This window comes from Aliirhizobium smilacinae, assembly GCF_006335145.1.
GTDB classification, from domain to species: Bacteria; Pseudomonadota; Alphaproteobacteria; order Rhizobiales; family Rhizobiaceae; genus Neorhizobium; species Neorhizobium smilacinae.
Map to the genome: position 1 here is coordinate 83,424 of NZ_VDMN01000010.1, position 19,309 is coordinate 102,732.

Sequence of the window (19,309 nt, forward strand, 5' to 3'; positions counted from 1 at the left end):
CAGTGTTATGGAAGGTTTCATCACGACGGGGCTGATCGGCATCAGCCTCGGGTCGCAATATACCCTGCTCGCACTCGGGTTCACGCTGATTTTCGGTATCCTCGGCGTGGTGAACTTCGCCCATGGCGGCTTCTACGTAATGGGCGGTTACGTCGCCTATTATTGCACCTCGACGCTCGGCATGCCCTATGCCGTGGCAGTGCTTGTTGCACTGGCCGCCACCGCCATTCTTGGCTGGCTGTTCGAAGCGATTGTGCTCGAAAGGGTGATCGACGATCACCAGGCGACGCTGATGGTCACCATGGGATTCTACCTTGTGATGGCGACCACGATCCTGATGATATTTGGAGCGGAATCTCCCCAGTTCTCCTTCCCTGTATCCGGTGTCTGGCGCATGGGAGGGGTGTATTTCCCCTATGCGAACATGATTGTCCTCGCCGCATGCCTGGTCGCGATCGCGCTGGTCTATTGGTTGGTTTACCGCACCAATATCGGCCGCGGCATGCGCGCAATGGCTGAAGACCGCGCCGTTGCAAGCGCCCTCGGCATGCGCACCAAGGCATTGTTTCCCTTCGCCTTCGCTCTGGCGACAGGTTTGGCCGGAGTGACCGGTGCGCTGGTGACGCCCATCCTGTCGCTCGCACCACATGTGGGTGATGCAACGCTCGCCTATTCGTTCCTAACAGTCATCCTCGGCGGACTAGGCAGTGTCTCCGGTGCGACCGTAGCCGCCTTCATCGTCGGTCTGATCGAAGCCTATGCCGCGGTCTATCTTGGCGGGTCCAAGGGCGCGCTCACGCTGTTCGCCCTCGTCATGGTCATCCTCGTGGTGCGCCCGCGGGGTCTCTTCGGTCGGGAGGTTCGCCGCTCATGACCAGCACCGCCACCTCCACGGCCGTAGCATCCGACAAGCGTCAGCCCTTCTTCAGTATCCCCGACTGGCTCTCGCTCGGCATCGTTGCATTGTCTTTCGCTGTCCCTTTCGTCAGCACCAATCCGCATATCTTGTCACAGAGCAACCTCATCCTGATCGCTGCGACAGCCGCACTCGGCGTCTATATCATGCAGCGGCTCGACCTGATGAGCTTTGCCGTGCCCGCCTTCATGGCGATCGGAGGCTATACGGTCGCGGTGCTCAGCCTACGGCTCGGCATCACGGACATCTTCATACTGTCTGCCTCCGCCTTCATCGTTCCGGCGCTCTGCGCCATCCCGCTCGGCTCATTGATCTTGCGGCTCAAGGGGGTCTACTTCGTCCTCGTGACTTTTGTGCTCACGGAGATCGTCCAGCTTCTGCTGTTCGAAGCAGAACCGCTGACGGGCGGCGCCAACGGGCTCGTGGGAATGCCTGCGGTCACCTTCTTCGGCATGGAGTTGTGGGACAACTCGCTTGTTCTCGTCACCACCTGCGGGCTCGCCTTCACCGGCTTCCTCATCACTGCGGTCTTCACGCGCTGGTATCGCTACGAATTCGCGGCGATCGAAACGAATGACGTGCTTGCAGAGAGCCTGGGGCTCGCCGCCTGGAAATACAAGGCAATGGCTTTCACCGTAGCCGCGGGTGTGTCGGGTTTTGCGGGTTTTGCGCTGGTCAACATGCTCCTGACCGCTCACCCAACCTCTTTTGCGCCGATGTCGTCGGTCACATACATCACCTACACGATCGTCGGCGGCAAGCGGACCATTCTCGGCACCCTGGTGGGCGCGATCGTGCTGGTGTCCGCGACCGATTATTTCGCCCTGTCCGGCGAGATGTCACCGGGTCTTTTCGGCTTCCTGATCATTGTCGTGACACTCGTCGCCCGAGGCGGTCTCGTCGGCATCGCGATCTCCACCTACCAGAAGCTGGCGAACAGGCAGTCGAAGGACATGGCGGGTCTCTCGACGGAGCGGACGGCGAACCTTGCAACTGGGGAGAAGGGCTAATGAGTTTCGAAAATCCCTCAACCGGTGCGCTGAAGGCGGACCATATTTCTAAGGCATTTGGTGGTCTCAAAGTTTTCAATGACGTGAGCTTCACCTTGCAGCCGGGTGGCCTTCTTGGTGTGATCGGACCGAATGGCGCGGGCAAGACCACGATGATCAACATCATCTCGGGTCGGCTGAGACTGAGTTCCGGCGAGGTCACGCTCGGGGGGACTCGCGTCGATGGCCGGCCGGTCTACGAAAATACAAGCCGCGGTCTGGTGCGCAGTTTCCAGCAGACGGCGACCTTCCACGGCTACACGATCGAGGACAATCTTCTGTCGGCCCTGCGTTTTTCAAAAAGCGACCTTTCGATCCTGGAACGGCTGATGCCGCTTCTCGATCAGTTCGGCCTGAAGGCAAACTGGGGCCGGAACGCGGAAATTCTGCCCTACGGTCTTCAGAAGATGCTCGGGCTGACCATGGCCCTGGCGGCTCGCCCGAAGATGCTGCTGCTCGACGAACCGGCCGCAGGGCTCGAGAAGTCCGAGCGCGATAATATCGATACCTATGTGCGGTTCGCCCGCGAGGAGTTCGGCTGCGGAGTGCTTCTGGTTGAACATGACATGGAGCTTATCAAACGGCTCTGCCCGTCGATCATCGTTCTCGACGGCGGGCGGCTGATTGCCGAAGGCGCGCCAGCCGAAGTGCTCTCCTATCCCCATGTCATCAATGCCTATCTAGGCGGCGCCGACGAAAACGAGGAGGACGCCGATGCTCAGCATTCGTGACCTGCATGTGACCTATGGCGGCACCCGAGCTCTCGCCGGTGTCGATATCGACGTCGAGCCGGGGCAGACGGTTCTGCTGATCGGGGCAAATGGCGCTGGAAAATCCAGCCTGATCAATGCTGTCATCGGCCTGGTCCGTTCTGCTCGTGGTCAAGTCAGTTTCAACGGACGTGATATCAGCGGGCTCTCCAGCGATGCCCGCGCACGTCTCGGCATCGGCTACTCTCCGGAAGGAAGGCGGGTATTTCCGTCGATGACGGTGAAGGACAATGTCCTGTCCGGTGCCGGATCGCTAGGTGCTCGCGGCCAGGCGCGGGCATGGGACAGGCTAGTCGCAAGTTTTCCCTTTCTCGGCGAACGTCAGGCACAGGCGGCGGGAGAGCTGTCCGGAGGGCAGCAGCAGCTTGTGGCGATCTCGCGTGCCATGTGCGGCGGACCGAAACTGCTTCTGCTCGACGAACCGTTTCTCGGCCTTGCCCCGGTCTGGATTCAGCAGATTTCCGTCGCCGTGCGTCAGATGCAGGAAGACGGGATTGCAGTGCTGATGACTGAGCAGATGGCACGGCCGGCACTCAAGCTTGCGCATAGCGGACATATCATGCGCGGCGGTCTGATCCGCCGCTCCGGAACAACCAGCGAAATAAAAGGAGCGGCTTTGGCGGAGGAATACCTTTGAGCCGATGGACCGTACCAAGTTTCGATAGGAGACGTATTTTGGGTAACTCAGCACCACTTCACGGTCTGACCGTCCTGGAACTGGGACATAGTGTGGCAGCGCCTTTCGCTGGTCTCATCCTCGCCGATCTCGGCGCGCGCGTTATCAAGATCGAGAACCCTATGACCGGTGATTATGCGCGGGGATGGGGGCCTCCATTCCATAAGGAAGACGCCACCGTCTTCCATGCGCTCAACCGCGGCAAGGAAAGTATTACGCTCGATTTTTCCGATCCGGGGCAGCTTGCCGTGCTCAAACGCTTGATGCTGGATGCTGATGCCGTAATCCAGAATCTGCGTCCGGGCCTGCTGAAGAAATTCGGCGTCGATTTCGAGGATGTCCGCACGCAGTCGCCCGGTCTTATCTGGTGCGATATCGGCGCCTTCGGAAAGACCGGCCCGCTGTCCTCCAAGCTTGGTTACGACCCGTTGGCACAGGCCTCCACGGGCATCATGTCGGTGACTGGTGAGGTGAACCGGCCACCGGTGCGCGTCGGCGTGTCCCTAGTCGATATGGGATCGGGCATGTGGGCGGTGATCGGCATGCTGTCGGCACTGTTCGAGCGCACAAAAAGCAACAAGGGCGCACATATCGCCACATCCCTGTTTGAAACCGGGCTCTCTTGGATGACCATGCCGCTCGCGGCTCATGCGGTCTCTGGAGAGGTCCGCAAGCCCTACGGCTCCGGTCTGGCCGAGATCGTACCCTACCAGGCTTTTGAAGCGAGCGATGGCTGGGTGATGATCGCCGCCGGCAATGACAAGCTGTTCAAGAAACTCTGCCAGGGGCTGCCGGGCCTCGACGCGCTTGGTAGCGATCCGCGCTTCTCCCTTAATCGCGACCGGGTGACGCGTCGCCACGAACTTCTCCCGCAGATCGAGGCAGCCATCGCTGTCATGACCGTTGCCGAAGTCGGTGCGGCACTCGACGGTGTCGGCGTTCCCAATTGCCCGCTTTTGACCATCGACAAGGTCTGGACCCATCCGCAGACGGAGGCGGTAGGCATTCTGACCGAGGCGGACGGCTACAAATGGGTTGGCATGCCCTTCACTATTGATGACGCACGGCCGACCTCTGGCGGTATTGCGCCTGCGCTTGGTGCCCATAACGAGACGATAAGGCAGGAATGCTGATGGACCGCTCCTATGAAACGCTGGCGCTTGAGCGCGTAGATGATCATGTTCTCGTCATCAGGCTGAACCGGCCGCAGGCTGCCAATGCGATGAATACCCGCATGGGCGAAGAGCTGATGGATCTGTTCGAGGGCTTTCAGGTGGATATCGAGGGGCTGCGCGCTCTCGTTCTAACAGGTACCGGCGAAAAGACCTTCTGTGCCGGTGGCGACCTGAAAGAGCGCAACGGCATGACCGACGAGCAATGGCTGCGCCAGCACGCCATGTTTGAACGGATGCTGCGGGCGATTATCGGCTGCCCGCTTCCGCTCATCGGTGCGATCAATGGTGCCGCCTATGGCGGAGGTTGTGAGATTACCGCCGCGCTTGACTTTGCCTATGCCTCGGACAATGCGCGCTTCGCGCTGACCGAAGTGACGCTCGGTATCATGCCGGGTGCAGGCGGTACGCAAAACCTGCCGCGTGCGGTGGGCGAGCGTCGCGCCAAGGAAATCATCCTCACTGGTCTGCCGTTCACTGCAGCAGAGGCCTGCGATTGGGGCCTGATCAACCGCGTGCTGCCACAGGCAGAACTTATGGATGCCACGCTTGCGACCGCGCGAAGGATCGCGGGCAATGCACCGATTTCGGTGCGGCAGGCCAAGCACTCCATTCATCGCGGGCTGCAGATGTCGCTTGCCGATGGCCTGGCCTTTGAAATCGAATGCTATAACCGCATGGTCTCGACCGAAGACCGGTACGAAGGCGTTCGGGCCTTCAATGAAAAGCGCCGCCCGGCGTTTCGGGGAGTATGAACGATGGTCGAGCACGTCAACCTGCGTGAAGTCGGGCTGCGCGACGGTATCCAGATGGCCAAGCGCTTTGTCGATACAGAGCACAAGCTTGAATGGGCGCTGCGGCTGAAAAAGGCAGGCGTTCGCGAAATCGAGCTGACATCCTTCGTGCCGCCGAAGATCGTGCCGCAATTCGCAGATGCAGATGCACTGGCGACGCATCTGCCTCAACTCTCGGGAACAGTGCCTTCGGCGCTGGTTCCCAATCTGAAAGGGGCGGAGCGGGCGCTTGCTGCCGGCTTCCGGCATATCAACTACGTGCTGTCGATCTCAGAGGCGCACAGTCAGGCGAATGTCCGACGCTCGACGGATGAAGCGATTGCAGAATTCGAGCGTATCGTGGCGCTGAAGCAGACAGACGCGGGGCGTGGCATGGTGCTCGGCGTCGGCCTTGCCACAAGCTTCGGCTGCACGCTGCAGGGCAAAGTCTCGCCTGACCGGGTCTTCGAGGTTGCCCGTAAGGTTGCGGACGGTGGTGCGGACGAATTGATCGTCGCCGACACGGTCGGTTACGGCAATCCGGCTCAGGTGACGATGCTTCTGCCTACGATTATCGAGATTGCTGCCGGCCGCCGGGTTCTCTGCCATTTCCACGATACGCGTGGACTTGGCCTCGCCAATGTCGCGGCAGCGCTGGAGACGGGCGTGAGAGCTTTCGATACGTCGCTTGCCGGGCTCGGAGGATGCCCTTTTGCGCCCGGTGCTACGGGTAACATCAATACCGAAGATACGGCCTTCATGCTGGAAAGCATGGGTTTTTCGACGGGCGTGGATATCGGCGCGCTGCTTGAACTGCGCCTCGATGTAGAGACATGGCTCGGCAGCGAGGAGCGTTATAGCGGCGCCATCGCACGCGCCGGCCTTCCGAAGACATTTCAGTTGCAAGGTGAGACTGCGATATGACCCAAGATGTTGTCAGCATGGAACTTGGCGAAGACTATTCCGACCTGCGCGATTCGATCCGTCGGATCTGCGAGAACTATCCGCTTGAATACTGGGCGAAACTCGACGAGGAATCCGGCTATCCATCCGAATTTGTTGCCGAGTTGACCGAAGGTGGGTTTCTGGCAGCTCTCGTGCCGGAGGAATATGGCGGGGCGGGCCTGCCGCTGCGCGCCGCAGCCGTCATTCTGGAAGAGATCAATGCCTGCGGCTGCCAGGCGAGCCCGGCGCATGCGCAGATGTATATTATGGGCACGCTGCTCCGGCATGGATCTGAAGAACAGAAAGCAAAATATCTGCCAGAGATCGCCGCAGGCCGACTGCGGCTTCAAGCTTTCGGCGTGACGGAGCCGACCACCGGCTCCGATACGACCCAGTTGAAGACGAAGGCGGTGCGTGACGGTGACCACTATGTCATCAACGGCCAGAAGGTCTGGACGTCACGCGCGCTCTATTCCGATCTGCTGCTGCTGCTGGCGCGCACTACGCCGATCGATCAGGTTGCCAAGAAGACGGATGGCATCTCGGTGTTCCTGATCGACCTGCGCGCGGCGCGCGGAAACGGTGTCGACATCCGGCCGATCAAGGCGCTGATCAACCACAACACCACGGAAATCTTCATCGATAACCTGCGGGTTCCAGCATCCGCACTGGTCGGAGAGGAAGGAAAAGGTTTCCGCTACATTCTGGACGGCATGAATGCCGAGCGCATTCTGGTCGCCTCGGAATGCATTGGCGACGGGCGCTATATGGTGCGCCGCGCGGTGGACTATGCCAACGAGCGCCGCGTATTCAACCGAGAGATCGGCGCCAATCAGGGCGTCCAGTTCCCGATCGCACGCGCCCATGCCGAACTTGAAGCGGCCGACCTGATGGCGCGCAAGGCGGCCGCCCTGTTCGATGCCCACCAGCCATGTGGCGGCGAGGCGAATATCGCAAAAATGCTGGCGTCGGAAGCGACCTGGAAAGCAGCCGACACGGCGCTGCAGACCTTTGGCGGCTTTGGTTATGCGGTGGAATACGGGATCGAGCGAAAATGGCGCGAATGCCGCATTTACCAGACAGCGCCGATCTCCACGAACATGGTGCTTGCCTATATCGGCCAGCATATTCTTGGGATGCCACGCTCCTATTGAGGCCAGACCATGGACAGTATCACCAGAAAAGCGGCCGAATTCGTCGCGAAATTCGATCTCGCCTCCGTTCCGAACGAGGCGGTTCACGCGGCGCGCATTGGCATCGTCGATTGCGTCGGCGTCATGCTGGCGGGGGCACGTGAACCGGCAGTCGGCCTGGTTGCCTGCATTGCCACGCCCGCGACCGGCAGCAATGACGCTCCGCCGGCCGTCAATGGCTTGCGCTATGGCGCGGCGGATGCCGCTCTCGTCAATGGCGTTGCGGCGCATGTGCTTGACTTCGACGACGTGGCATTGGCCGGACATCCAAGCACGGTTCTGGTGCCGATGATCCTCGCCGAAGGACATCGGCTGCAATCCTCCGGGCAGGAGGCGATCGAGGCCTATCTGGTGGGCTATGAACTGTGGGCACATCTCGCAGAACTCGAACCCGGCCATATGCATGATCGCGGCTTCCATCCAACTGCGGTGATGGGCACACTCGCCTGTGCGGCCGGTGCTGCGCGGCTGAACCGGCTCCCCACGGAGGAGACGGCCAATGCGCTTGCGATCGCTGCCTCCCTTGCGGCGGGTCTGGTCGCCAATTTCGGATCGATGACAAAATCGCTGCATGCCGGCCGCACGGCACAGTCCGGAATTCAGGCAGTGCGGCTGGCGCAATCCGGTTATACCGGCAGCCTCGACGTTCTGGAGCATCGTACGGGTTTCCTGCGGTCCTTTTCCCCGTCCGGCTCTCCGGACACTGAGGCCTCCGCTTTTCGCATCGGCGAAGAGTCGCTTGCGGCCCGCTACGGCGTCAACATCAAGCGCTACCCGACCTGCTATGCCACTCACCGCTCGATCGATGCGATGATCGATCTTGCCGACGAACATGACATCGCGCCTGACGATGTCGCGATAATCCACGTCCATACCGGCGTAACGCAGCGCTTGATGCTGCGCAATACGCGGCCACAAACGGGGCTTGAAGCAAAGTTCTCGATGGAATTTGCGATGGCCAGCGCCGCGATTACCCGCAAGGTGGGGCTCAGGGAACTCACCGACGACTTCGTCACCCGCCCTGATATTCAGGCGATGTTGGAAAAGGTCGAGGTGACGGTCAGCGAGGAAAAGGATGCAGGTGATCTCCCGAATGCACCTTTCGATCTTGTCTGGGTTACGCTCAGGGATGGCACGGTATTGCGCCATGAACCGGTAGAGCATGCGCGGGGAAGTTGGCAAAAACAGCTTCGACGATCCGAGATCGCCGCAAAGTTCGGAGAATGTGCGGGCATCCTGCTGCCCGAAGAGAAGGTTGGGCCGCTGTTCGACAGACTATACGATCTCCAGACGGTCAACGATATCCGGGAGCTGGAACTGTTATGAGCGGTCTCCCGACAAGGCAGATACCCGGCGTCTATCACCGTCGCTTCGGTGAATTCCTGGTGACGGGGATTTCCGACGGCTATGTGGAAATGGGCTATAATATCTTTCGGGAGTTCGAGCCGCAGGATGTGGACCTGATGATGGCGCGGGATCACCGTGTCTCTCCGCCGCGCATTTCCGTCAACTGCTTCCTGGTGCGCGGGCCGGCCGGCACGGTGCTGATCGATTGCGGTTCGGCAGACAAGTTCGGGCCGACGGCCGGCAAGCTGTTTGAAAATCTGGAGGCTGCCGGTGTCGATCCCAGCGAGGTCGATCACGTGTTGCTCACTCATTGCCATCCGGACCATTCCTCCGGCCTGGCCGATCCCAAGAACGGCCGGCGGCTTTTCCCGAACGCTACGGTGATCGCCAACCGCAAGGAGATCGAGCACTGGTTCTCGGACGAGGAAATGGCTTCAGTCGACGAACGCAAACGCCTGCGCTATTTCGGCTGGACCCGGGAACAGGTGGAACCATACCGCGAAAAGCACCTTCGGCTGGCAGACGATGGCGAAGAGGTTCTGCCGGGCATCAGGCTCGTCGAATGCGCGGGGCACACGCCCGGACACAGCACCTGGCTGATCCGCTCGCAGGGACAGCAGATGATCGTCTGGGGCGATTTGGCGCATGTGCCGGAAATTCAGGTGGCGCGCCCCGAAGTTTCAATGAGCTTCGACCATGATCCAGACCTTGCGGCGAAGAACCGGACGGCATTGCTGGCGCGTATTTTCGAGGAGGATATGCTAGTGGCCGGCATGCATATCCACTTTCCAGGATTCGGCTGGCTGGTGCGCGAAAGTTCCGGCTACCGGGTTGCTACCGAACAATGGAATTTTGAGATCTGAAAGGCTTGGCTGCGGACTGAGATGGCAAAGACCCCCACCATACGCGACGTCGCTTTACTCGCCAACGTGTCCATCGGCACGGTGTCGCGCGTGGTCAACGACGCGGCGGACGTCAAGCCGCAAATCCGCAAGGCGGTGGAAAGCGCCATCGAGAAACTCGGCTATGTGCCAAACGCGGCCGCGAAATCGATGCGCATGGGTCGCACCCGGACCGTGGGCTGTATTCTTCGTGAGATCAATATCGCCCAACTCGGCGGATTTGTCTCGACGGCGCACAACATGCTGAACGAAGCGGGTTATGCGTTGCTGATCGCCAATTCGGAAGGTCGGCGGCAGCGTGAGATGGAGCTTCTGCGTAACTTTTCGAGCGGTCAGGTCGATGGCGTGCTGATGGGGCCTTACACTCCGATCGAGGGTGAATTCGAGGATTTGCTTCGCGGTCTGCCGATCCCCTTCGTCATGATCGACCGTGACCAGCCTTCCTGGTGCAATGCGGTTTATACCGATCACGAGGGTGGCCTTGCTCAGGCTACCGGCCATCTGCTGGATCTCGGGCATCGCCAGATCGCACTCCTGACCGGTCCGACGCGACTTCACCCGGGTGCTGCCCGTGTGCGTGGTTATGAGCGGGCCTATCGCGAGCGGGGACTGGAGCCGGATCCGGAGCTGGTGGTTGCGGAGAGCTTTCTGCGCGACCAGGGCTATCGGGTCACGTCGTCGATGCTCGGCATGTCGCAGCCGCCAACCGCGATCATCGCAGGCGGTATAGACATGCTGTCGGGTGTCCTCAAGGCCATCCGCACACGGGGCCTGCGAATACCCCAAGACATTTCCGTTGTCGGATCGGGACAGAGCGATCTGGCCGACCTGCATCAACCGCCGATCGCTGTCGTCGGTTGGGACCAGAACGAGGTCGGAGCAACCGCTGCGGCGCTGCTCCTCGACCTGATCACTCACGGCAAAAGGGAGGAACCACGCCGTGTCATCATTCCAACCACCTTCAACGCGCAGGCATCCTGCATGCCCCCGCCGGCGAGGGACATGACGCCGGCCTGACCGGCAAAACCAATGAATGAGACAGACGGAACCGCGTTCGCAAGATTGCGGGGGGAAAGTTGTTGCCTGCGATCTGAGTTGTCGCGGCAGAACGGGATCAAGGGAGAGAAAGATGCCGCATGATGTCCGGTTGTTTTCCGAATTCAAGCTGCGCAGCGTGACGTTGAAAAATCGCGTCGTGATTTCGCCTATGGGCACCTATTCGGCAGAGAATGGCCAATTACAGCCTTTCCATCATACGCATTATGCGAATTTTGCCATGGGCGGCGCAGGATTGGTCATGGTCGAGCAGACCTCGATTACGCGACGCGGCCGCGTCACCAATGGCGATCCGGGTCTTTGGGAAGACGGTCAGATCGCCGGCATGCGCGCGCTCGTCAGCCACATGCGTGCCTATGGCGCCAGGGCGGGCATCCAGCTTAATCATGGCGGTCGCAAATCCAGCATGCAACGCGCCTTCCGCGGCAATGGTCCGCTGACGGATCGGGATGTCGCCATGGGTGAGGAAAAATGGGTGCCGCTCGCCCCCTCCGCCCTGCCGCTCGGTGAAGGCTGGCTGACACCGGAAGCGATCACCAAGGATCATCTGGACGGTATCCGCCAGGCATTCGTGGCTGCAGCCCGCCGTGCCATGCTTGCCGGTTTCGATCTGCTCGAGATCCATATGGCGCATGGTTATCTCCTGCAAAATTTCCTCTCGCCGCTCGCCAACCAGCGGGACGACGACTATGGCGGCAGCCTGGAAAACCGCATGCGTTTCCCGCTGGAGGTGGTGCGGGCGGTCCGTGAAGTCGTGCCTCAGTCCATGCCGCTGTTCGCCCGGATTTCCGCGACCGACTGGATCGAGGGCGGCTGGACGATCGATGACAGCGTCGTTCTGGCCAGGGCCTTAACCGAAGCTGGCATCGATCTCGTCGATTGCTCCTCTGGCGGCAATCTCAGGATTGGCGCCACGAATGCCAGCCTCGGTCGTGGACCGGGCTATCAGGTTCCGTTTGCAGAGCGGATCCGTTCGGAGACTGGCATCCCGACTGCTGCCGTCGGTATGATCCGGACGCCGGAATTCGCCGAGCAGATCGTGCAGGAAGGCCGGGCCGATCTGGTCTGCCTCGGTCGCCAGGCGTTGTTTGATCCGTTCTGGTCGCGGCATGCGGCAGAAAAGCTCGGTGCCAACGAGAACTTCGCCGACTGGCCGCCGCAATACGGCTGGTGGCTGGACAAGTGGGGCAGGGCGCTCGCCGCCAATGGCGAAGTCCCGACCGGACCTGAGGTCTTTCCTGAACCCGCAGCCGGAGAGTCGGTCCGACGACAGGCGTCGGTCTGACCGCGGACCGTTGAGAGGAGGCAAGGACGATGAGCCTGAAATTCTGGCACCAGTCGGTCAACGAGCTTAGCCGCATCGAGGCTTACAAACGCGGCATTGAGGCACATGCGGGGGCGTTTCTCGGTGCCGAGGCAGAGGTGCATGTACATGGCATGCCGGAGGGCACCTATGGCACGCAGAGCCCGAGCGATGCGCTCGGCAATGCCTATCTTTACCATCGCGTCCTGTCGCCAATCGTGGAACAGGCGGTGGAAGCGGAGCGGCAGGGCTATGACGCCTTCGTCATAGGCTCTTTCAGCGAACCCTATCTGCGCGAAATGCGCACGGCGGTCGATATTCCGGTCGTGTCGCTGACCGAGGCAGCACTTCTGACCGGCTGCGCACTCGGCGGCCAGATCGGTCTCATCTCCAATGCCCCGAACGTCGCCTTCATGACCAGGCTCTCCGTTGCCAAGCATCATCTAGAGGCACGCGTTCTCGATGTCACGGCGCTGTCTCCAGGCATGGACGAGTACCAACTGATCGCAGCGCGCGATGAACCGTCTGCGTTGATCGAGGCCTTCAAGACAGAAGCACGTGTTCTGATCGGTCGAGGTGCGGAGGTGATCGTGCCGGCCGAAGGGGTGATGGCGGAGATCCTCGCCCGCGAAGGGCTGAAGACGATCGACGGGGCAACGGTCATTGATGTCTTTGCAGCGGCCTGGAGCCAGGCGCTTGGTCTGGTGCGGATGCGCAAGGCCGGCATGGGAACAAGCCGCGCCTGGCTTTACAGCCGCGGCTGATTTTTCGGGCAGGGCGCCCATTCGAAGTTCGGGGAGGAACATTTTCATGACGACGGCCACAAAGGCGGCAGGCGAAATTCTCGGTGATTATCTTGGCGGCTTCCATGCCGTCGAACTGGAGGATGATATTCGCGAGAAGGCGCTGATCTGCCTGATCGATGCTCTAGGTCTGGCGCTTTCCGCGCGCACAGAACCGACTACCCGAGCCGCACTCGCTCTCTCCAGCGAATTACCTGTCGGGTCGACGCGAGCGGCTACGGCCTGGGTATCCGGCGACCGCTTGTCGGCAACCGAGGCGGCCTTTGCCAATGGCGTCGCCACGCACGCTCATTTCCAGGACGATACGGACCATGAATCCTGGACGCATCCCGGGTCGCTGGTACCGCCGGCGATTGTCGCGCTTGCCGAGAGAGAGGGAGCAAGCCTCGAAGCAGCGCTGCGAGCACTTGTCGCCGGCTACAGCGTTATCAACTGGCTGGGGCGGGACGAAGTGGTCGCCCGCAAGCTGATCGCCCGCGGTTTCCGCACAAGCCCGACCTTCGGCACGATTGCGGCTGCGGCCGGGAGTGCGGTCATTCTCGGGCTGGATGCAGCCAAGGCCGCCTCGGCGGTGTCTATCGCCGCATCGACCACCGGTGGCACGCTGGAGCCGGTACGTTCCGGCGCCGATGAATGGCGGGTGCAGAATGGTCGCGCCGCGCAAGGCGGCCTGATCGCCGCCTGCCTTGCGCAGGCGGGTGTTGTCGGTGCACCGCAGGCGCTCGATGGCCCGAAGGGATTTCTGGCGGCCGTCGCCGGCATGGATAAGGCGCCGGACGTCTGGTCGGCGTCGCCGGACCCGGCGATCATGCGCCGGCTTCAGGCCAAGCCCTACGCCACACTCGGGGACAACATGGCGGCGGCGACAGCGGCCCAGAAACTGCATCAGGACGGCATCGATGCAAGCCAGATCGCCGATGTCGAGGTGACACTGTGGGAGCCCTTCACCGTCTATCCGGGCACAAATTTCAAAGGGCCTTACGAGCGCATGGTCCAGACCCAGGCCAGCACCGCGTTTGCCGTCGGCGCGATGCTGTCGCGTGGCGATATCACCTATGAAATGGGAAACACCTTGCGGCAGGATCCGCTGATCCTCGATCTCGTGGGGAAAACGACGGTGGTGCCGGATGCGGTCAATGGCGCGCTAGATTCTCTGATCACTGTGACGATGAAGGATGGCAGCAAGCGCCAGGCGCATTCGCGCGAAATGCCGGACGAACTGGTGTTTCAGAACCGCGCCCGGTCACTTTCCGTCTTCGAACGCCGGATGGCGGCGATTGGTGCCACGCCGGGAGCAGCAACCGCCGTCGGTGAAAAGCTGTTCGGTGAACTGGAAACCGGCGCTGGCCGACCGGTTTCTGGGGCGCTTCAGGATGTCTTCGCTCTCGTTCGTGGCAAGTGAGGTTGTTCCAGTCCATGTCCACTCCCTTGCTTTTCCAGCCCCGTACGTTTCGCGGTGTAACGCTGAAGAACCGCGTCGTGGTATCTCCGATGGGAACCTATGCTGCCGAAGACGGACGACTGACGCCCTTCCAGTTTGCCCATTACGAGCGCATGGCGATGGGGGGCGCGGGCCTCGTCATCATGGAACAGACCTTTGTCACCCGTGCAGGACGGGTCAGCAATGGCGATCCCGGTCTCTGGGCCGATAGCCATATAGAGCCGATGGCAAGGCTCGTCAGCGAAATGAAGCGATACGGCGCCAAGACGGCGATCCAGATTAGCCATGGCGGCCGTAAAGGCGGCCAGCAGCGCGCTTTCGAGGGTAATGGACCGATCTCCGACCGCAATCTGGCGGCCGGTGACGAACAGCTTTATCCGATGGGCGCGTCGGCCATCCCGCTGTCCGAGGGCTGGCTGACGCCGGTCGAGATGAGCGAAGCGCAGATTGAGGGCATTGTCGATGCCTTCGTTGCCGGCGCACGTCGGGCTCTGCTTGCGGGTTTCGACCTTCTCGAACTGCATCTCGCCCACGGTTATCTGCTGCAGAGCTTCCTCTCTCCGCTTGCCAATCAGCGAGCAGATCAATGGGGTGGTTCATTGGAAAACCGCATGCGCCTGGCGCTTGCCGTCGTGGCACGGCTGCGAGACCTGATGCCGGATTCGATGCCGCTTTTCGCCCGCCTGTCCGTCACCGACTGGATGGACGGTGGCTGGACGGAGGATGACAGCATCGTCTTTGCCCGAGAATTGAAGGCGGCAGGTGTCGACCTGGTCGACTGCTCCTCGGGTGGGAATATGCGGGCGGGGGCCACAAATTCCAATCTTGCGCGCGGGCCGGGTTATCAAGTGGCATTGTCCGAAATGCTTCGTCGTGAGGCCGAGATCGCCACGGCAGCGGTCGGCATGATCCGCAGCGCCGGTTATGCCGAAAGCATCCTGCAGCAGCAAAAGGCTGATCTCATCTGCATCGGACGACAGATGCTTTTCAATCCGTTCTGGGTGCGGCATGCGGCCTGGGAGCTGGGGCTGGACCAGAACTTTTCCACCTGGCCGGAACCCTATGGCTGGTGGCTGGACAAGTGGGCGAAGGCGCTTGCTACGAATGGTGAAGATCCACTTGGTGCTGAAGTGTTTCCCGAAATGATTATGGGAGAAGATCGGATATGAACTGGGGCCGCGAACTTTCAGCGATGCGCGACCGGTACGGCGACCGGGTCGGCATCGTCGACATCGAGGGAACGCACACCACGGCATCTGTCGTCGATCGCGCCACCGGTATTGCACGCCGGTTGCAGGATCTCGGTTTGGGACCGGGTGAGTTCGTCGCCACCATTTTTCAGAACTCGGCGCTGGCTGCGGCTGCAAGTTATGCGGTTGCACTTGTCGGGTCGACGGAAGTACCTATCAACCCGGTTCTGAGTGCAGCCGAGATCGGCCACGCGCTGCGCTGCACCGGAACACGCATCATCCTTCTCGATGGCGCGGCCAAGCCCACCGTGTCGGCTGATGTGTCAGTCGAGGATGTGCGTGCGATTGCCGCCTGTGCATTCGTGCCGGAAGGCTGGCCGGATGTCGTGAACGACGAGCCGAGCCGCATCGTCTTCACCAGCGGCACCACCGGTCCGGCCAAGGGCGCCATCCATACTCATCGCAGCCGCTGGGTCGCATCGCTCATGCTTCGTGCGGCCTTGCCTATCCTGCCGGGCGGCGACAGCCGCATCCTTCTGATGACGCCCTTTTCGCATGGAAGCTCGCTGCTGACCTTCGCCTATCTGGCCGAGGGTGCCAGTGTGCACCTGATGCAGGGCGTTGATCCTGCCGTCATCCTGCCGCTGCTTAATGAAGGTGAGGTGACCGAAATGTTCGCACCGCCCACTGTGCTTGCGAAGCTAACCGAAGCCCTTGGCCGCTCGGGACATGCCGGCCTGACCCCGAAACTGAAGACTATCCTGACCGGCACGGCGCCGCTTTCGCCGACGCTTTACCGCAACGTAGTGAACGCCTTCGGCGAGATTGTCCGCGTGACTTATGGCAAGAGCGAGATCTTCAACCCGATTACTGTGCTCGACCCGGCCGAGACGGCAGCCGTCTATGCCGAACCGCCGGCTGATGGGCTTTGCGTCGGCTGGCCGGCGAGCGGCGTCGAGGTGGAAATTCGGGATGATGAGGGTAAAGCCTTGCCGCACGGGGAGATCGGCCAGATCCATCTGGCAAGCCCGCACATGTTTACCGGATATATTACCGCGAACGGCCGCAGGATGCTGGCGCCGGGCGAATATCACGACACCGGCGATCTCGGTCGGATTGATGATCGCGGCCGGCTTTTTCTCGTGGCGCGCGATTCCGACATGATGAAGAGCGGCGGCTACAAGATTGCCCCTGATGAGGTGGAGCGGGCGCTGGTCCCTGCATTGCCGGGAACGGAGCTCGTCGCTCTTGGTTTTCCGTCCGAATATTGGGGCGAGATCGTCACCGTCGTCGCACAACGACCGCCGGACGGTTGGCGTGACGATCTGATGGACGCGCTCTCTGCGATGACACCCTACAAGCGGCCGCGTCTTTTCGTTGCGATTGACGAAATACCGCGCAATGCGATCGGCAAGATTTCTCGCGCCCATCTGCGGCGCTGGCTGAGCGAGACCTATGACCTCGTCGAAAGGCCGCATCCGGCATTCGTGGCCAAGGCTGTGGTTCTTGCGGAGAACCAGATATGAGTGGCTTCAACCAGATCCCCGGAATTTACCATCGACCGCTCGGCGAGATGCTCGTCACCACCGTCTGCGACGGCTATATGGCCTATGATACGTTCGATATTTTTCGCGATCCCGACCACGCCAAGCTGCGGCATTTCCTGGAGGCCGAGACGCGCGTGGCCCCACCGGTCGTCTCGATCAACACCTTTCTCGTCCGATACGGATCGCGCAACGTGCTGATCGATTGCGGCTCGGGTGATATCATGGGGCCGACCTGCGGGCGGGTGCCAGGCCTGCTCGATCAGATGGGCATCGCACCGGAAGCTATCACCGATGTGGCGCTGACCCATATCCATCCCGACCACTCCAACGGGCTGACCGATCCAGTGACGGGTGCCAAGTTGTTTCCCAATGCGACTGTGCATGTGCATCAGGCAGAGATAGCTCATTGGTTTGATGATGGAGAGAAGGCCAAGGCGACCGAACGGCAGAAGCGGGTTTATTTCGATGCCGGTCGCACCCAGATCACGCCCTATCTGAAGGATGCCGCAAATCTCTTCGACCGGGAGTGCGAGATCCTGCCGGGTATCACCGCATTGCCGTCGCCGGGTCATACGCCGGGACACACGTGTTATGTGCTTCGATCCGGCGTCGAGGTGATGATCGTCTGGGGCGATACAGTTCACGTGCCGGAAGTACAGCTCGGCGATCCGGGCGTCGGAATGATCTTCGACACCGATACGCCGCGCGCAGCCGAATCCCGGCGGCGTATTCTGCAAAAATGCGTCGACGAGGATCTTCTGGTCGGCGGGATGCACATCCACTTTCCCGGTTTCGCACGTATCCGCAAGGGATATAAGGGCGCCTTCCGCTTCGTGCAGGAGCAATGGTTCCATGCCGACAATCACGGGCACCGGCCGGATGCCTGGCAACCGCCGGGCAAGACATCATGAGCGGGATGGCAAAATGCAGACGATGACCATTTGCCATGCTCCGCAGCCGGGAGGACCGGAGACCCTGCGCTTCGAGACCGTAATGCGGCCAAGGCCCGGACCGGGTGAGGTTCTGATCCGCGTCGGTGCGATCGGTGTCAACCGGCTCGATGCGATGCAGCGCGCCGGAGCCTATCCGCTGCCAGCTGGTGCAAATCCGATCCTCGGCGTTGAATGTGCTGGCGAGGTGATCGAGGTTGGGGCTGATGTGGAAGGCATTTCTGTCGGCATGCGGGTCGCTGCGTTACTTTCGGGCGGAGGGTATGCCGAATATGCTGTGGCCTACTGGCGTCACGTGGTGGTCGTACCTGCGGACTGGGACGATGTCTTGGCCGCTTCGGTGATCGAGACCTTCTGTACCGCACACGAAACCCTGTTCGAACTGTCCCGGCTGTCATCGGGTGAACGGGTGCTGATCCATGCCGGTGGCAGTGCCGTGGGATCGACTGCGATTCTGATGGCAAAGCATATCGGGGCAGAGATCATCACCACAGTCGGGCGCGAAGACAAGGCGACCCGGCTACGGGCATGGGGCGTGCCGCATGTAATCAATTATCGTGAAGCTGATTTCTCGCAGGTTGTCCGGGAGATCTATCCGGATGGCATCGACGTGGTCGAGGATTTCATCGGTCCCGCCTATCTGGCGCATCACATATCGTTGCTGCGCTGGCGGGGACGGTTGGCTTTCGTCGGGTTGCTCAGCGCGGGAATTACAGAATGTGATGTCTCTCTCGTACTGACAAAGATGCTGCAATTGCGCGGTTTTACATTGCGGCCGCATTCACCGGCGGAAAAAGCAGCCGTTGTCGAACGGTTTCGGCAAACCTGGATGCCCGTGTTGGCAGGCCGGGCAATCGAACCGGCCATTCACGCCGTCCTACCCATCAGTCAGGCGGTGGAGGCGCACCGCATGCTCGAAGCGGGCGACAATTTCGGCAAGATCATACTCTGTCCCTAGCCCGAACCTGGCTGGCTGAACACGTTCGAATTGAGAGGAAGGACCCCATGAAGATCCTGGTGCCTGTTAAGCGAGTTGTCGATTACAACGTGAAGATCCGCGTGAAACCGGATGGCACGGGCGTGGAACTCGCCAACGTGAAGATGTCGATGAACCCCTTTGACGAAATCTCCGTCGAAGAGGCGCTACGACTGAAGGAAGCAGGCAAGGCCGAAGAAGTGGTGGTCGTCTCGATCGGCCCGGCGAAAGCCGAAGAAACGCTGCGGACAGCGCTCGCCATGGGCGCCGACCGGGCGATCCTCATCGAGACCGACGATC

19 protein-coding genes are annotated in these 19,309 nt (G+C 61.0%); all 19 read left to right on the forward strand.

The features are described 5' to 3' along the window. Window positions 1-7 precede the first annotated feature (7 nt). On the forward strand, window positions 8-874 hold the full coding sequence (locus FHP24_RS26930; protein WP_139679336.1) for a branched-chain amino acid ABC transporter permease: 867 nt from the start codon (window positions 8-10) through the stop codon (window positions 872-874). After that, complete coding sequence (locus tag FHP24_RS26935) at window positions 871-1,926, forward strand: branched-chain amino acid ABC transporter permease (protein ID WP_139679337.1); 1,056 nt, start codon at window positions 871-873, stop codon at window positions 1,924-1,926. The genes FHP24_RS26930 and FHP24_RS26935 overlap by 4 nt, the downstream gene beginning before the upstream one ends. Next, complete coding sequence (locus FHP24_RS26940) at window positions 1,926-2,696, forward strand: ABC transporter ATP-binding protein (protein ID WP_139679338.1); 771 nt, start codon at window positions 1,926-1,928, stop codon at window positions 2,694-2,696. The genes FHP24_RS26935 and FHP24_RS26940 overlap by 1 nt, the downstream gene beginning before the upstream one ends. Continuing rightward, window positions 2,680-3,372: an ABC transporter ATP-binding protein gene (locus tag FHP24_RS26945; protein WP_139679339.1), complete on the forward strand. Its 693-nt coding sequence runs from the start codon at window positions 2,680-2,682 to the stop codon at window positions 3,370-3,372. Before FHP24_RS26940 ends, FHP24_RS26945 begins: the two co-directional genes overlap by 17 nt. Before the next feature lie 38 nt (window positions 3,373-3,410). After that, entirely contained in the window at window positions 3,411-4,544 is a 1,134-nt protein-coding gene (locus tag FHP24_RS26950) for a CaiB/BaiF CoA transferase family protein (RefSeq protein WP_139679340.1), read from the forward strand. Further along, window positions 4,544-5,338: an enoyl-CoA hydratase/isomerase family protein gene (locus FHP24_RS26955; RefSeq protein ID WP_139679341.1), complete on the forward strand. Its 795-nt coding sequence runs from the start codon at window positions 4,544-4,546 to the stop codon at window positions 5,336-5,338. The genes FHP24_RS26950 and FHP24_RS26955 overlap by 1 nt, the downstream gene beginning before the upstream one ends. 3 nt (window positions 5,339-5,341) lie before the next feature. Continuing rightward, on the forward strand, window positions 5,342-6,280 hold the full coding sequence (locus FHP24_RS26960) for a hydroxymethylglutaryl-CoA lyase (RefSeq protein WP_139679342.1): 939 nt from the start codon (window positions 5,342-5,344) through the stop codon (window positions 6,278-6,280). Then, window positions 6,277-7,455 (forward strand): acyl-CoA dehydrogenase family protein, encoded by a 1,179-nt coding sequence (locus tag FHP24_RS26965; protein ID WP_139679343.1) that lies wholly within the window; start codon window positions 6,277-6,279, stop codon window positions 7,453-7,455. The genes FHP24_RS26960 and FHP24_RS26965 overlap by 4 nt, the downstream gene beginning before the upstream one ends. 9 nt (window positions 7,456-7,464) lie before the next feature. After that, entirely contained in the window at window positions 7,465-8,820 is a 1,356-nt protein-coding gene (locus FHP24_RS26970) for an MmgE/PrpD family protein (protein ID WP_139679344.1), read from the forward strand. Further along, window positions 8,817-9,704, forward strand: coding sequence for an MBL fold metallo-hydrolase (locus FHP24_RS26975; protein ID WP_139679345.1), 888 nt, complete (start codon window positions 8,817-8,819; stop codon window positions 9,702-9,704). Before FHP24_RS26970 ends, FHP24_RS26975 begins: the two co-directional genes overlap by 4 nt. Window positions 9,705-9,725: 21 nt before the next feature. Beyond that, window positions 9,726-10,760: a LacI family DNA-binding transcriptional regulator gene (locus tag FHP24_RS26980; RefSeq protein ID WP_139679346.1), complete on the forward strand. Its 1,035-nt coding sequence runs from the start codon at window positions 9,726-9,728 to the stop codon at window positions 10,758-10,760. A gap of 112 nt (window positions 10,761-10,872) precedes the next feature. Further along, the gene (locus FHP24_RS26985; protein WP_139679347.1) at window positions 10,873-12,084 is read left to right on the forward strand and encodes an NADH:flavin oxidoreductase/NADH oxidase; all 1,212 of its coding nucleotides are present in this window, start codon (window positions 10,873-10,875) and stop codon (window positions 12,082-12,084) included. Between the two features lie 29 nt (window positions 12,085-12,113). Beyond that, the gene (locus tag FHP24_RS26990; RefSeq protein ID WP_139679348.1) at window positions 12,114-12,866 is read left to right on the forward strand and encodes an aspartate/glutamate racemase family protein; all 753 of its coding nucleotides are present in this window, start codon (window positions 12,114-12,116) and stop codon (window positions 12,864-12,866) included. A 46-nt stretch (window positions 12,867-12,912) separates the two neighbouring features. Further along, a complete protein-coding gene (locus FHP24_RS26995) occupies window positions 12,913-14,307 on the forward strand; it encodes an MmgE/PrpD family protein (RefSeq protein WP_180356145.1) in 1,395 nt (464 codons plus the stop codon). Between the two features lie 14 nt (window positions 14,308-14,321). Next, on the forward strand, window positions 14,322-15,515 hold the full coding sequence (locus FHP24_RS27000; protein ID WP_139679350.1) for an NADH:flavin oxidoreductase/NADH oxidase: 1,194 nt from the start codon (window positions 14,322-14,324) through the stop codon (window positions 15,513-15,515). Continuing rightward, window positions 15,512-17,062, forward strand: a complete 1,551-nt coding sequence (locus tag FHP24_RS27005) for a class I adenylate-forming enzyme family protein (protein WP_139679351.1) — start codon at window positions 15,512-15,514, stop codon at window positions 17,060-17,062. Before FHP24_RS27000 ends, FHP24_RS27005 begins: the two co-directional genes overlap by 4 nt. Continuing rightward, window positions 17,059-17,994: an MBL fold metallo-hydrolase gene (locus FHP24_RS27010; RefSeq protein ID WP_139679352.1), complete on the forward strand. Its 936-nt coding sequence runs from the start codon at window positions 17,059-17,061 to the stop codon at window positions 17,992-17,994. Before FHP24_RS27005 ends, FHP24_RS27010 begins: the two co-directional genes overlap by 4 nt. 13 nt (window positions 17,995-18,007) lie before the next feature. After that, the gene (locus tag FHP24_RS27015) at window positions 18,008-18,991 is read left to right on the forward strand and encodes an NAD(P)H-quinone oxidoreductase (RefSeq protein WP_180356146.1); all 984 of its coding nucleotides are present in this window, start codon (window positions 18,008-18,010) and stop codon (window positions 18,989-18,991) included. A 47-nt stretch (window positions 18,992-19,038) separates the two neighbouring features. Further along, on the forward strand, window positions 19,039-19,309 hold a 271-nt coding region (locus FHP24_RS27020; RefSeq protein ID WP_394344675.1), incomplete at its 3' end, for an electron transfer flavoprotein subunit beta/FixA family protein.

Bases quoted from the DNA above. Each gene is read 5' to 3' on its own strand.
- FHP24_RS26940 (WP_139679338.1), top strand. From the start codon at position 1,926: ATGAGTTTCGAAAATCCCTCAACCGGTGCGCTGAAGGCGGACCATATT.
- FHP24_RS26930 (WP_139679336.1), top strand. From the start codon at position 8: ATGGAAGGTTTCATCACGACGGGGCTGATCGGCATCAGCCTCGGGTCG.
- FHP24_RS26955 (WP_139679341.1), top strand. From the start codon at position 4,544: ATGGACCGCTCCTATGAAACGCTGGCGCTTGAGCGCGTAGATGATCAT.
- FHP24_RS27000 (WP_139679350.1), top strand. From the start codon at position 14,322: ATGTCCACTCCCTTGCTTTTCCAGCCCCGTACGTTTCGCGGTGTAACG.
- FHP24_RS27010 (WP_139679352.1), top strand. From the start codon at position 17,059: ATGAGTGGCTTCAACCAGATCCCCGGAATTTACCATCGACCGCTCGGC.
- FHP24_RS26980 (WP_139679346.1), top strand. From the start codon at position 9,726: ATGGCAAAGACCCCCACCATACGCGACGTCGCTTTACTCGCCAACGTG.
- FHP24_RS26935 (WP_139679337.1), top strand. From the start codon at position 871: ATGACCAGCACCGCCACCTCCACGGCCGTAGCATCCGACAAGCGTCAG.
- FHP24_RS26985 (WP_139679347.1), top strand. From the start codon at position 10,873: ATGCCGCATGATGTCCGGTTGTTTTCCGAATTCAAGCTGCGCAGCGTG.
- FHP24_RS27005 (WP_139679351.1), top strand. From the start codon at position 15,512: ATGAACTGGGGCCGCGAACTTTCAGCGATGCGCGACCGGTACGGCGAC.
- FHP24_RS26990 (WP_139679348.1), top strand. From the start codon at position 12,114: ATGAGCCTGAAATTCTGGCACCAGTCGGTCAACGAGCTTAGCCGCATC.
- FHP24_RS26970 (WP_139679344.1), top strand. From the start codon at position 7,465: ATGGACAGTATCACCAGAAAAGCGGCCGAATTCGTCGCGAAATTCGAT.
- FHP24_RS26960 (WP_139679342.1), top strand. From the start codon at position 5,342: ATGGTCGAGCACGTCAACCTGCGTGAAGTCGGGCTGCGCGACGGTATC.
- FHP24_RS26975 (WP_139679345.1), top strand. From the start codon at position 8,817: ATGAGCGGTCTCCCGACAAGGCAGATACCCGGCGTCTATCACCGTCGC.
- FHP24_RS27015 (WP_180356146.1), top strand. From the start codon at position 18,008: ATGCAGACGATGACCATTTGCCATGCTCCGCAGCCGGGAGGACCGGAG.
- FHP24_RS26945 (WP_139679339.1), top strand. From the start codon at position 2,680: ATGCTCAGCATTCGTGACCTGCATGTGACCTATGGCGGCACCCGAGCT.
- FHP24_RS26995 (WP_180356145.1), top strand. From the start codon at position 12,913: ATGACGACGGCCACAAAGGCGGCAGGCGAAATTCTCGGTGATTATCTT.
- FHP24_RS26965 (WP_139679343.1), top strand. From the start codon at position 6,277: ATGACCCAAGATGTTGTCAGCATGGAACTTGGCGAAGACTATTCCGAC.